The 13,327-nt window shown below is 59.5% G+C and carries 7 protein-coding genes and 6 pseudogenes; 9 read left to right on the forward strand and 4 right to left on the reverse strand.

All coding sequences use genetic code 11. The annotated features are described in order from the left end of the window. Nucleotides 1-1,282: trimethylamine methyltransferase family protein (locus AC0L14_RS34170; protein ID WP_473752163.1), on the reverse strand; the 1,282-nt coding region annotated here is incomplete at its 3' end. A 774-nt stretch (nucleotides 1,283-2,056) separates the two neighbouring features. Between AC0L14_RS34170 and AC0L14_RS34175 the strand changes: the two are divergent. The 6 genes and pseudogenes from AC0L14_RS34175 to AC0L14_RS34200 form a co-directional block, all read left to right on the forward strand. Continuing rightward, nucleotides 2,057-2,312, forward strand: a pseudogene (locus tag AC0L14_RS34175) (IS701 family transposase); the annotation flags it as partial. 120 nt (nucleotides 2,313-2,432) lie between these two features. Beyond that, nucleotides 2,433-3,216, forward strand: a pseudogene (locus tag AC0L14_RS34180) (IS630 family transposase); the annotation flags it as partial. A 210-nt stretch (nucleotides 3,217-3,426) separates the two neighbouring features. Beyond that, a complete protein-coding gene (locus AC0L14_RS34185) occupies nucleotides 3,427-3,984 on the forward strand; it encodes a recombinase family protein (RefSeq protein ID WP_473752164.1) in 558 nt (185 codons plus the stop codon). A gap of 208 nt (nucleotides 3,985-4,192) precedes the next feature. After that, nucleotides 4,193-4,876 carry a recombinase zinc beta ribbon domain-containing protein gene (locus tag AC0L14_RS34190; RefSeq protein ID WP_473752165.1) on the forward strand — a complete coding sequence of 228 codons (684 nt, stop codon included), beginning with the start codon at nucleotides 4,193-4,195 and terminating at the stop codon, nucleotides 4,874-4,876. After that, nucleotides 4,842-5,501 (forward strand): hypothetical protein, encoded by a 660-nt coding sequence (locus AC0L14_RS34195; RefSeq protein WP_473752166.1) that lies wholly within the window; start codon nucleotides 4,842-4,844, stop codon nucleotides 5,499-5,501. The genes AC0L14_RS34190 and AC0L14_RS34195 overlap by 35 nt, the downstream gene beginning before the upstream one ends. Before the next feature lies 1 nt (nucleotide 5,502). Next, nucleotides 5,503-5,616 (forward strand): annotated as a pseudogene (locus AC0L14_RS34200) (IS630 family transposase); the annotation flags it as partial. A 171-nt stretch (nucleotides 5,617-5,787) separates the two neighbouring features. Here the strand turns inward: AC0L14_RS34200 and AC0L14_RS34205 are convergent. Beyond that, nucleotides 5,788-5,901: pseudogene (locus AC0L14_RS34205) on the reverse strand (integrase core domain-containing protein); the annotation flags it as partial. Between the two features lie 245 nt (nucleotides 5,902-6,146). Here AC0L14_RS34205 and AC0L14_RS34210 point away from each other — a divergent pair. Continuing rightward, on the forward strand, nucleotides 6,147-7,370 hold the full coding sequence (locus AC0L14_RS34210) for an IS110 family RNA-guided transposase (RefSeq protein ID WP_473752167.1): 1,224 nt from the start codon (nucleotides 6,147-6,149) through the stop codon (nucleotides 7,368-7,370). A gap of 13 nt (nucleotides 7,371-7,383) precedes the next feature. Here AC0L14_RS34210 and AC0L14_RS34215 read toward each other — a convergent pair. Then, a pseudogene (locus tag AC0L14_RS34215) lies at nucleotides 7,384-7,863 on the reverse strand (DDE-type integrase/transposase/recombinase); the annotation flags it as partial. A gap of 255 nt (nucleotides 7,864-8,118) precedes the next feature. Here AC0L14_RS34215 and AC0L14_RS34220 point away from each other — a divergent pair. Beyond that, nucleotides 8,119-9,345, forward strand: coding sequence for an ATP-grasp domain-containing protein (locus AC0L14_RS34220; protein ID WP_473752168.1), 1,227 nt, complete (start codon nucleotides 8,119-8,121; stop codon nucleotides 9,343-9,345). A 258-nt stretch (nucleotides 9,346-9,603) separates the two neighbouring features. Then, a pseudogene (locus AC0L14_RS34225) lies at nucleotides 9,604-10,945 on the forward strand (ISNCY family transposase). A gap of 251 nt (nucleotides 10,946-11,196) precedes the next feature. Here AC0L14_RS34225 and ltrA read toward each other — a convergent pair. Then, on the reverse strand, nucleotides 11,197-12,456 hold the full coding sequence (gene ltrA, locus AC0L14_RS34230; RefSeq protein WP_473752169.1) for a group II intron reverse transcriptase/maturase: 1,260 nt from the start codon (nucleotides 12,454-12,456) through the stop codon (nucleotides 11,197-11,199). Nucleotides 12,457-13,327 lie beyond the last annotated feature (871 nt).

Here is a 13,327-nt window from a genome sequence, read left to right on the forward strand (position 1 = left end):
GCCCCACCCGACGGACAGCTTCCAAAGCCTCATCAAAGTAATCGAATGAAATCCCTTGTGCGTATTTCGCTATCAGAAGATTTTGCTCGGCGTCCGCAACGAACTTGGCTAAGCAGCAAACCATACCGGCCTCATCCCACCCGCCAGAGTGCAGAAAGAGGTTCGAAGTTGCAGTAGCGCCTGACATGTAAGCAATTGCGGATTCGTAACCCGACTGGGCATCGAAGGTTTTCGCCGAAGACTGCGAGGCAGTTGTTCTCCATGGAATCCCGTATCGCCTCGCCAATTGGCCGACCACCGCGTTCAGGAGGGTCACCTCGGGCATACCCGACATTGGGGCTCCACTGCGCATCGAGACCGACACTGAGTACTGTCCGTAGATCATTTTGGTGCCCGGAGCCGTAAGTTGCGTGTAGGCCAGTCCGGCGAGCGCCTCTGCATTCACTTGGGCAACCGTCGCAGCGACATCTGCCGGCGTGTTAGCCGCCCCCAGGACGAACGGAGAAAGCAGGACGACTTGGTTCGCCTCTGCATAGACACGCAACCCTTCGAGCATGGTCGCGTCCCAGACAAGGGGGGAGTTGCCCGATATCTGCCCTATTATGACGGCGTTGGACTTCATGAATTCAGCGCCATGAGCGATGCGTGCCATGGCAAGCGAGTCCTCAGAGCGCTCCTGACCGGTCGTCAAACCGAAGTATGGAAGATTCGTCTCGACAAGGCTGGAACGATTAATGTGAAGATGCCGCCATGGAACGGCTATATCCGTTGGTTCGCACGTGAAGCCGCCCGCCACATGGAAGCCCGGCAACATCTGCGTAAGCCGATTTACATCCTTGAGGTCTTCCATCGTTGAAGAACGTCTCAATCCGTTAATATCCCGCACGTTGGGTGCACCCTGCATGGTGCCGAACGTCAATGTGTCTGGCGAGATTGTCACTCGCTGGCTGATGTCACGAGATGTCAACTCGAAGCTGCGAGGCGCCTTGGCAATGAGGCCCATTACCATATCGGCTTCGAGGTGGACTCGCTGTCCTTCGACATCAGCTCCCACCTCTCGCCACTGCCGGAGCGCGGTTTCATCACGGAAATCTATTCCCGTTTCGCGAAGAATCGCGAGCGATGCCTGGTGAATGCGCTCAAGGTGGTCGGGACTGATGGCCTCAACCGGCTTAATGCCGTAGCGAATGGTCGATAGACGCGGCGGCTTCTCGGCCTCTCGGGAAGCCACGAGCGATGACCTCCCGCGGCGGCGCGTTGCAGGGGACTCGATTTCTGACATGATGCAATCCTGCTTTGCCACAGACTTGGACCTAATATTCTTCTGATAGTATGGGTTCGGAATTGCAGAGCAAATATCCAAAAGCCGCAGCCTGAGATAAGTGACACTGATATCAAGGACGCTCTCGCGCAACTTGGTGAGGCGCGACCGCGACGACGGCAACGCCCGCCATATGGAATTGCGCGGGGGCGCACAGCAGCTTTATCCTTCGGACAACTGATCGCTGTCCGCGGTGTACGTTTCGCCAACATCGAGGCGCAACCAGCGCTCGACCAGGAGGCTGGACGGCGATGGAACAATCATTGAGGTTGCGGACACTGCTGGCGCGCAATCTCCAACACGTTTGGAAGCCCTTGGTGGTAACAAGTCGAGTCAGCGTGATCCGTTCGATGACATATTCGTGGCGGCGAGATCGTGGTCGAGTAGCTCAGCCATTCGGACTTCGCCCTCACAGATCCGGGCGGGCGGATTTCCCGCGCCCGGCTCTTCCCGCGGGTAACCCGCGTTATATCCATGCTTGCGCCCAAGTTCGAGTGATGCGCGGAGTCGGCAGGGGGCAGTGCCGCCAGGGTCTCGAACTCCGACCAGCCCATGCGCCGGCTTTTCTGGCTGCGCCGTCAGCCATCCGGCGGATTTGCCTATGGAATCCGTTGAGCGCTGGGTAGTTGTGCGGCCTGCCGTAGTAGCCGTAGTGTCTATGCAGAACGGCGGCGAACCACTTGTGCTGCACAGCCATTGGCGCGTGCATGAGCCGCCAGGCAGCGCGGTCAGCTTGCGCGTCAGCAGCCCAAGGAGGAACTTGGCCTCGACCACTTCGAGGGGCGCTCATGGACGGGCCTGCACCGGCACGCAACGATGATCGCCTACGCCTTTCCTGCAATCTCGCCGCCTCAAACAAGCGGGAGGGGGAAAAAAAACCTCGGCCCGCCGCCCCGACCGAGCCTACCCTCCGCCAGGCAAGCCATCTCATCGCGCTCGCGCACCCGCCGCCAATCGGTTGTCCCCACTGCCGCAGAACCCTCTCCGTTAAAAATCTGCCAGAGTAGTGCTAACGTTCCGCGGTCGTTGCCGTCCTGTGATCGATGATTCGATTGTGATGTGACAGCTGCGTTTTGTGCTGATTCAACATCCAACTCGATGGAGGTGGACGATGGGAAGAGCATTGAGCGGGGATCTTCAATCGCGGGTCTTGAAGGCTTCGGACGAGGGAACGTCGGCGCGGCAAGCGGCGGCGCGGTTCGGCGTGGGAGTGTCCAGCGCGATCCGCTGGATTGGGCGGGCGAAGATCGGCGAACTGCGTCACGCCCGCAGGGCCGCCGCCGCGCCTCCAGCCTCGATGCGCATGAAGCCTTCATCGTCTGGCTGATTGAGGAACGCAAGGACATCACGCTGAACGAGATTGTGGAGCGACTCCTATCCGAGCAGTCGGTGCGGATCAGACGCAGCGCCTTGAGCGCCTGGCTTCGCGGCCACGGTCCGCGCACGCACTGGAGCAGGATCGCCCCGACGTGCTGAAGCGGCGCCGGGACTGGTTCGACGGCCAGCTCGATCTCGATCCGGCGAAGCTCGTGTTCATCGACGAGACCGGCCTCTCCACAGAGATGGCCCGCCTGCGTGGAAGAGCGCCGCGCGGCGAGCGCTGCCGGGCCGGCGTGCCGCATGCTCACTGGAAGACCACCACCTTCACCGGAGCGCTGCGGCTGACGGGCATGACTGCGCCCTTCGTCTACGACGGCGCCATGAACGGCAACGTGTTCCTGGCCTATGTCGAGCAGGTGCTGGTCCCGACATTGTCGGAAAGCGACGTAGTCGTCATGGACAACCTGCCCGCTCACAAGGCCGCCGGCGTGCGCGACGCGATTGAGGCCGCAGGCGCGAGCCTGCTCTACCTGTCGCCCTACAGTCCCGACTTCAATCCGATTGAAAACGCATATTGAGGGAACCTCTGAAAGTGAGGTTCTGTTGATACCACGCATTGGCCACAAAGTGCTGATTCTGTTGGTTCAATGGATAGTGAGTCGCGATGAACCAGAAGCGGACACACATCCGATGGACGGATTTGCCGGCAGACCGGCGTCGACGCCTCGTGGCGATGATCAGCAGTCTGATACAACGGAGTGTGTCGACGGATCGGGAGATCGGTCATGAATGCGGAACCGAGCCTGCTCACCTTCGCGTTGCCGGAAAAGATCCACAGCCGCCATAATGATCGCCAGGCCATCGTGTACGTTCGGCAGTCGACGGTTCGACAGGTCGAGCACAACCGCGAGTCAACACTGCTTCAATACGCCTTGGCGGATCGGGCATTCCGACTGGGATGGCGTCGTGACCAGATAACGGTGATCGATGACGACCTGGGCCGCTCGGGCGCATCAGCCCTTGATCGGCCGGGCTTCCAGCGCCTCGTCGCGGAGGTTGGGCTCGGCCATGTCGGAATGGTCATTGGCATCGAAGTATCCCGCCTCGCACGATCATGCAGGGACTGGCATCAGCTTTTGGAAATGTGCGCGTTGTTCGACACGCTGATCGGCGATGCCGACGGCATCTACGATCCGAGCACCTACAATGACCGGCTGTTGCTCGGCCTGAAGGGTACGATGAGTGAGGCTGAAACTCCATATCCTGAAGGCCCGTATGCACGAAGGGCGCAAAGCCAAGGCGCGGCGAACTCATTCTCGGTCTACCGCGCGGTTACGTGCTGAAGCCCTCGGGCGAAGTGGCATTGGACCCGGACGAGGGGGTTCAAAGGGTCATACGCCTGGTCTTCACCTTGTTTGAAAAGCGTCGCTCGATCAGTGGTGTCCTGCGTTACCTCGTGGACCATGACATTGCGCTTCCCGATCGAATCCGGAGCGGACCTGAAAGGGCGACGTGTGCTGGAACCGGCCTAATACAGCGACGCTCGGCGACATGCTTCGTCACCCTGGTTATGCCGGCGCCTATGTCTTTGGGCGCCGACGCCACGACGGCCGGCTCCGGGTTCCCGGCAAACCTCACAGTGGCCGACGCTTTGTTCGCGATCCGCAAAAATGGATGGTGCTGCACCAAAGCGCACTTCCGGCGTACATTGACTGGCAAACGTATGAGCGGAACCAGGAACTGATGGCGGCAAACCGTTCGCGATATACCGGCGTCCCGCGCGGTGGCGCAGCACTGCTTGGCGGCTTGATCTCGTGCGGCGTGTGTGGCCGAAAAATGGTGACCGGCTACAATGACGACGGGCGGGAAGCACGATATAGCTGCAGCTATGAGGCCACCACCTACGGCGGTCCACGGTGCCAGTCGATCAGCGCTCGTCCGGTGGACACCTGTGTGACCGCGTTGATGCTCGAAGCCCTCTCACCCTCGGCAATCGACGTCAGTCTTCAAGTTGCCGAGGATATCGAACTCGAACGGCAGCAGTTGCACGAAGGCTGGAAGCAGCGACTGGAACGCGCGGATTATGAAACGGCGCTCGCGCGCCGACGCTACGAAGCTGTCGACCCTGACAACCGCCTGGTCGCGCGGACGCTGGAACGAGACTGGGAAGCAGCACTGGCGACGAAACAGGCGCTCGCGGATGACCACCAGCGAGCCCCTTGCGCGACAACCTGAGCGGCTAACGGCGCAGGAAAAGGACGCGGTTCGCCAGTTGGCAGAAGATGTGCCTTCCCTGTGGAAGGCGCAGTCCACTACATCGCGAGACCGACAGACTATCGCCCGTATGATGCTCGATCGCGTGGTCATCCGGGTGTTCGGAGAGACCGAACGTGCCGAAACAAAATGCCATTGGGCAGACGAGGTCGTGACGACACATCCGATCATTCGAACCGTGAGACGCTTTGAACAACTCGAGCATCACGACGAAATACTGGGTCGGATCGCGGCGTTGCGTGCCGAGGGGGTGACCGCCCGACAGATCGCCGACGATCTCAATGCGAAAGGCTGGACGCCTGCGAAGAAACCAATGTTCGACGCGTTGATCGTCCAGAAGCTTCTGGCACGAAAGGGGCTTGGAAAGAAACGACCGATCTGGTCCGGCAATGTCCCCCGTCGCGGCGACGACGAGGTGACATTGTATGAACTCTCCCAACAACTCGGCGTCCATCGTCAGACCGCCTACGGCTGGCTCCGGCGCGGAAAGCTTAAGGGGCGCATCGCCAATGTAGGGGCACAACGGATCTGGCTCGTCAGCCTGTCCCATGCCTCAACAGGAATCCGGACTGGAGAGTCGTCATGACAACACGATCGAGAACGCCTTCGCCAAACTCAAGGCGCTGCTGCGAGCAAAGGCCGAGAGAACCATCAAGGCTCTGTGGGACGCAGTCGGCGCGGCCGTCGAAGGCGTTCATCCTCTGCCGGATGGTCCATGGGTCTTCAGCCGATCAACGCTTGACGAACCGGCGGCTCAGCGCATCATTCATCGCGCGCGGCAAAACCCAAAATACCCCATGGGATCGCATCCAGATCAGCAAAACCTATTCACTTCAACGACATAGACAGATGGGTGTTATGAAACAGGATTTAAAGTCCCGCCTCCATTCGGCAATGGCACTGCGGGCGTGGTCGAGGCCGAAGAACAGGCTCTCGTTGAGCAGTTCAACGCGCAGTCGGCCGTTGAAGCTCTCGATGAAGCCATTATCCGGCATGTTGTTCTTGGTGCCATCGTTTGTTCGGTCGTCAGGTTTGGCTAAGCTTGGCGGATCCGGGCCACGGGGCACCGGGAGCACGCAAGTGCGGGCAGGCCGTCGTATGCAGATGAACTGCGAGTTCGAGCACATTATCTGGCCGCCCCAACGACTCGCCCGGATGCGCTGCGAGCGCGGATCCGTATTTGTCGTGTTGCCCGCTGGCTCCCTGTTCGTGACCAACGATGGAGGGAACCGTGCGTATTATAGGCATGGACATACACCGCGTAGCCGCTGAGGTCGTATCGTTGCTTGATGGCGAGATCATCAAGCTCGGCCGCGTTCAAATGCTGCGCAATAAGCTCGAGGAGTTCGCCAGGAGGGAACTCACCCACGATGATCATGTGGTGATCGAGGCGACCGGCAATGCCACGGCCGTCGCTGAAGTGCTTTCGCCCCACGTGGATCGGATCGTGATTGCCAATCCCAAGCAGGTGCACATGATCGCGCACGCGAAGGTGAAGACTGACACGATCGACGCCACTGTCCTTGCGAAGCTCTACGCCTCGGGCTTTCTGCCGGAGGTCTGGGTTCCGGATCCGGGGACCCTTGCCCTCCGAAGACAGGTCACCAGGCGGACGCAGTTGGTTCGCCAGCGTTCGCGGCTGAAGAACCTGATCCAGTCGATACTCCACGCACATCTGATCCCGCCATGTCCGCATGGGAACCTCGTCGGGATCAGCGGGCGTAAATGGCTGACGAGGCAAATATTGCCCGCGGATGAGCGCGCCGCCATCGAGCGCCACCTCGGCTTGATTAACCAGGTCAACGAGGCGTTGACGGTGGTCGAGGCGGATATCGCCGTGCATGCCCTCCAGGATCTGACAATCCGCCGCCTGATGACGTTGCCCGGCCTCGACGTCACCGTGGCTGCGAGCGTTGCCGCGGCAATCGGCGACATTCGGCGCTTCGGCGATCCACAGAGGCTTGTCGCCTATCTTGGTCTTAATCCGAGCGTGCGGCAGTCGGGTGAAGGGCCGGCCTATCATGGCCGCATCACCAAGCAGGGCCGCGGCCATGCGCGGGGAATGCTGGTCGAAGCGGCATGGGCGGCTGCGCGCTCGCCGGGTCCTCTGCGCGCCTTCTACAAGCGGATTGCCTCGCGTCGCGGGAAGCACATCGCGGCCGTCGCCACCGCGCGCAAGCTTGCAATGATCATCTGGCACATGCTGAGCAAGGATGCCGACTACATCTGGGCCCGGCCGGCCTTGCTCGCCCGCAAGTTCAGATCGGTCGAGCTGCGCGCCGGCCTCCCGACCAGCCATGCCAGGCGCGGCTCCGCGTTCGACTACAACATCCCGGCCAAGCGCGCCGAAGAACGATCCCGAGTCGAAAAGGCAGAAGCTGCCTATGCAGCAGCGACTTCCCGATGGCGAACGAGGCCCGAACGACCGAAGGCTGTGGAAAAAGCTGCCGAATGAGAAGAAGGGGCTATTCTACAACATCCGTTTGCATCGGCTTGCCCGGCGCGATGTAGTGCCATTCGACGCGATGATCCTTCGACCAGGCGAGGATGGCGTTCGAGGTGAACTCTGTGCCGTGGTCGGAAACGATCATGTCCGGCTTGCCGCGCCGGGCGATCAGGTCAGTCAGTTCCCGAGCAACGCGCCGACCGGAGATCGACGTGTCCGGGATCGCGGCAAGGCATTCGCGCGTCACGTCGTCGACGATGTTCAGCACCCGGAACCGCCGCCCGCAGGCGAACTGGTCATGGACGAAGTCCAGCGACCAGCGCGCGTTCGGCTTCGCCTCAACCAGGATCGGCGCCCGCGTGCCGACCGCACGTCGCCGTGCCCGGCGCTTGCGCACCGTCAGGCCCTCCTCGCGGTAGAGCCGGTAGATGCGATTGACCCCTGATGGCTCGCCCTCTCGCTGGAGCAGAATGAACAGGCGTCGATAGCCGAAGCGGCGGCGCCCTCCGTAGGATCTGAGCTTTTAGAGTCCCGCTAATGCTTCTTGAAAATCCGAATATCACAAATTTCATCAGAGATGCTCCACGGCACCGCCCAATACGCGACGATTGTAAAAGACACCTCATAAAAACTTCGTATAATCTTTGCGACCAAAGACCCACCGATAATGATACTTCTCTGAAAAGTCTTAGCGCCCGGGCTGCGCCGATCTACGCGTAGATCGCGGCACAGCAAGCAACGTGGGATTGAACATCAAATGGCAAGAAGAGCGCTCATCCTGATTGAAGGCGCAACCAATACGCTGCTATTCGTTCAAGCGGCCAAGCGTCTGGGTCTTCATCCAGTAGCCCTGTCGGCTGATCCAGGTCGGTACGATTACCTCGCGCCGGAAGGAATTGAGCTAATTCGTATCGATACAGGCAATCTCGATGCGCTGGTTGGCGAGTGTTCCCGGTTAGGTGCGATCTATGAAATTGCTGGCATTACAAGCGCTCAGGAGTCGACCTATGCGACAGTTGGCAAGCTTTGCCGATATTTCGGCCTACCGGGACCGAATCCCGAGTCGATTGAACGATGCTGCGACAAGTTCGCTCAACGTCAGCTCCTCGCGGAGGCGGGAGTTCCAATACCTGCTTATCGCTTGGCAGCAAATGCGGCGGACATAGAAAGTGCTGCCGTAGAGATCGGCCTGCCGTTGATTCTTAAGCCAGCCGTAGGCACCGGCGGCAGCTACGGTGTCCGACTGTGTCGCAATTCCGAGGAGCTGGTTGAACATACGACCTATCTGTTGGACGGGAAACACATATGGCGGTCGTCCCCGAAAATATTGGTGGAAGAATTCGCACAAGGCCCGCATTATAGCATCGACATAATGGGAAACGAGGTCATTGCGATCAGCGCCCTTGACTTCGGCCGCCCACCTCATTTCGTCTATCGTGAGCTCACCTATCCGGCCGCGCTGACTGATGATGAGCATGATCAGATTGCCGATCTTTCGCTGGGCTGCCTGCGCGCTCTTGGCCTTGGCTGGGGGCCAACAAATTTTGAGCTCCGGTGGACGAAGCGTGGTCCAGTCGTCATTGAAGTCAATCCGCGCCTTCCGGGTTCGCCCTGTCCTCAACTGGTTCAGCTGGCTTACGGTGTCGATCTCGTCACCGAGCACATCAAGCTTGTCATCGGCGACGAATGGAACTTACGCAGAAGCAATTCGCAAATTGCGACGGCGCGGTTCCTAGTTGCTGATCGCGACGGCACGCTCGATTGGATCGACGGCGACAGTCGGGCGACTGCTGTATCGGGTGTCGCCGAGGTCAAATTCTTTGTTAAACCCAAGACGCCGATCTTCAGGAAATACGATTACGGAGACTGTATCGGACATGTCATAGCCGCTTCCTCCACCCTGGCTCGGACCCAGGCGATCCTTCAGCGTGCCGTCGACTTAATCGATTGGTCCATAACACCATTTCCAGCCGAAAAGGAGTAATCAGCGCCCCACATCTTCGCACCAGCGCTCAGGTAAAAGACGACCGTCGTCAAACATCGATGCGAAGGTTTTCAGACAGATGCGGATTGCCGTCTCTTGGACCTCTCTATTCTGCGCTAGTCTAGTTTCCATCCATAGACAGCAAACATTTGATTTTGTTGGATGAATCGTAGCTTTCGCGGGCAAAGCCCGGCGGTTTCAGGTAAACTTTGGTCTCATCCCACTGATTCCAAAGGCCTGCTACCGCCGGAGCCGACAATGCGCCAAGAACGCACCGTCCAAGCCAGTGTATTCGATCTTTTCGCCACGCACGAGATCGGCCATGAGTTGAAGGCGATGTCGCGGTGGCTGGATGAGCATCGTGACCTGCTTGGTCTGGTGGTGCGAGATCTGGGTCGACGTGGCGTCAAGGCCACCGGACGGCAAGGGCTGTCGGCCGAAGCGGTATTGCGCTGCGCGCTCCTCAAGCAATACCGCCAACTGAGCTATCAGGAGTTGGCCTTCCATCTGGAGGACTCCGCATCGTTTCGGGCTTTTGCGCGGCTGCCGTGGTCATGGAGCCCGCAGAAGTCGGTGCTGCAAAAGACGATCAGCGCGATCCGGCCTGGGACCTGGGAAGAGATCAATCGGGCACTGCTGTCGAGCGCCCAGCAGACGCAGCTCGAAGATGGGAGTGTCGTGCGCCTGGACAGCACTGTCACCGCAGCACCGATCCATGAGCCAAGCGACATCAGCCTGCTGTGGGACGCGGTGCGGATCATGGTGCGCCTGCTGAAGCAAGCCGATGCCTTGGTCGGCGATGCCAGCTTGGCATGGCGAGATCATCGCCGTGCGGCCAAGAAGCGCGCTCGCAAGATCCAATTCACACGTGGGCGACCCAATCGTGTCCAACTCTACCGTGAGCTGATCGCGATCGCCTGCGGGACCTTGGCATATTTGAAGCAAACGACCGAGCGATTGGCCGTGGCGAGCGATCCGCGCATCGCACTATGGCGGGCCCAGGTCCGTCACTATCGGCCGCTGATCGAACGCATCATCACACAAAGCGAGCGGCGGGTGCTGGCCGGCGACGCGGTGCCGGCCAGCGAGAAGCTGGTCAGCCCTGTTCGAACCCCATGCCGATATCATCGTCAAAGGCGGCCGTGACGTCGAATACGGCCATAAGCTCAACCTGATCACCGGCAGGAGCGGCATGATCCTCGATCTGGTGATCGAGGCGGGCAATCCGCGCGACAGCGATCGGTTGCTGCCGATGCTGGAGCGCCACATCGCCTTCTATGGTCAAGCACCGCTGCAGGCGGCCGCCGATGGCGGCTTCGCCAGTCGCGACAACCTGGCCAAAGCGAAGGCCTGGGGCGTTCGCGATATGGCATTCCACAAGAAAGCCGGCCTCAGGATCGAGGACATGGTCCGAAGCAATTGGGTCTACCGCAAGCTACGCAACTTCCGCGCCGGCATCGAAGCGGGAATATCATGCCTCAAGCGCGCTTATGGCTTGGCGCGTTGCACCTGGCGCGGCTTTGACCACTTCAAGACCTACGTCTGGTCCTCAATCGTGGCTTACAACCTCGTCCTCTTCACACGCCTCAAGCCGACCTGACGCCGGTCCGCTGTTTGGAATGCGTGGCACTGGCTGACGCCGGTCTCGCGGCATGCGCGGCCGCGCCCCGTGACTATATTTTGCCGACAATCAGCGCGCTCTCGCCCGCCCACGCCCCCGACAATCGCTTCCGGACGAGGGTAAGTGACTGTAAACGCGGTAAAAAATACGCGTTGGCGAGTAGCGGAGACGCTTGCGCGCCTCCGCTCTCTCAGAACCGTGCGTGAACCTCTCAGCTCACACGGCTCCCATCAGGCAAACCTGCCGATCAGACCGAGTTGCCAGTGCACGAAGAGATTGGTGCGCTGCTCGACGATCCGTTGTAAGAACCGACTTGCTCGCGCCTTACCCCTGCCAAAGCGCTTGAACTTCCGCCTTGCCCACGCAAGCACCGTCTGATTGACGTAGCGAAGTATGGGCTGCAGCCCCGTTGGCGCATACCGTCCATAATAGCTGATCCACCCCCTGAGGAGCGGATTGGTCAGCCGGGCGATGTCGTTCAACGAGAGCTGCGTCTGTCGGCGGATGTGCAAGTCCCTGATCTTTTCCCGCATCGCTTTCAGCGCCGAGGAACTGACCGCTGGTGTGAAGCCGCAAAACAGTCGCCCGCTTTGCGTTCCCCATACCGCGCGCGGTCGGAAACAATATCCGAGGAAGTCGAACGTCACGTTCGGATGTTGCCCTCTGCGTTTGGAGTCTCTGCAGTAGACGATCTTGGTCTTCGTCGGGTGCAGTTCCAGTTGGCATTCCGCCAACCTCGCCTGAAGCGCAGCCTTGACGGCTTCTGCCTCCTGCTCGGTCCGGCAGTGCACCAGCCCGTCATCCGCATACCGACACCATGGGAGGTCGGGATGTGTCCGTTTCATCCACAGATCAAACGCATAGTGCAGAAAAAGATTTGAAAGAATCGGCGAAACTACGCCCCCTTGCGGAGTTCCGCAGTTCCGTTCAATCCTCTGTCCATCCTTCTCCATGGGCGCTGTCAGCCATCTCTCGATGTATAGTAATGCCCATTTGCTCTTTACGTGCCTGCGAACTGCCGTGAGCAAAAGCTCGTGCGAGATATTGTCAAACAGACCCTTGATGTCGAATTCCAGAACCCAGTCATATTTCCAGCACCGCTGACGCGTGATCCCCACGGCATCCAAGGCCGATTTGCCCGGTCTATAGCCATAAGAATCTGACAGGAAAATCTGATCGAACTCCGGTTCGATGAACTGCTTGACCACCATCTGCGCGATCCTGTCGCTCACGGTGGGCACACCCAAAATCCGCTGGCCCCCAGTCTTTTTCGGAATGGGGACGGCACGCACCGGTGGTGGAAAATAGCTTCCCGAGCTCATCCTGTTCCAGATCCTGTAGAGATTCCTCCCCAGGTTGGCTTCGAATGCCTCGATCGTCTGCCCGTCCACGCCAGCCGCACCACCATTGGATTTGACCGCTTTGTAGGCTTCGTACACCAGCCGCTTATCGATCATAAACGGCTTGTCTGTCGCATCTGTCGTTGTCATCCTGTTGCCAGTTGCTTCGAAAACACGACCACCTGATCCGATCCCTTCGCTCCAGCCCCATTACAGGACCTTCGTCACTACTACGGGTCGATCCGCCCCAACTTCCTGCATCGGTACTCTCGCCTCACGGTGGTGTGCCGCTTGTGCTTCTCCCTTGGCATCAGAAAGCTGGTTCCTGCAGTTCCGCGCAAAAGCCTGCATCCAGCTCATGCCCCCTATACGCCGTCCACTGTCCGCCCAGTCATCAGGCTCCCGACGGACTTGTCCCGAGAGATCCACACGCCCTCGGTTTTGGTGGTGTTAAAGAGTTCTAACGACGCGTCATCGAAGGGTTTGCTTGCGCTCATCTTCCGGATGCCTACCTGCCCCGGATCATGTCCGCGGCTTTTGTCCCAACGCTAACCACCATGGCTCTTCTACCACAGCAGCTTGGGCTGGTTTGAGACCCGCTCCTGAAAGCCGATCCCGAGGGGCCTACCCTCATCTCTCACGCAGCTTCTCAGCATATTGTCAGTTCACCATCGAACCTCCTTCTGCTTGCTGCAGCACACTATGGACGGAAACTAGTCTAGTACTACAGTTGCGGATATCCGCTCGTTTGTAATGACAGATGGTGGCCGCGGCCTGATGTCGTCGTCGCCATAGCGACCAGGCGATGATGAAGGGCTTTTGTGTCGGCGAGAAGATGAGGATCCGGGCGAGGAGATAGCGGATCTCGGGGACGTCGGGACGAGTGCAGTCATTCGAATCAGGCGGTGATTGGCCCCTTTGGACTACGACTGCCACGCATCCGCTGTCGGGCGAAATGAGAAATTGACCCCCAGACGAAACGAAGAACTGACCCCTCGTTTTTGAGAGGATCAGTAGATGC

This window comes from Mesorhizobium sp. WSM4841 (assembly GCF_055811515.1).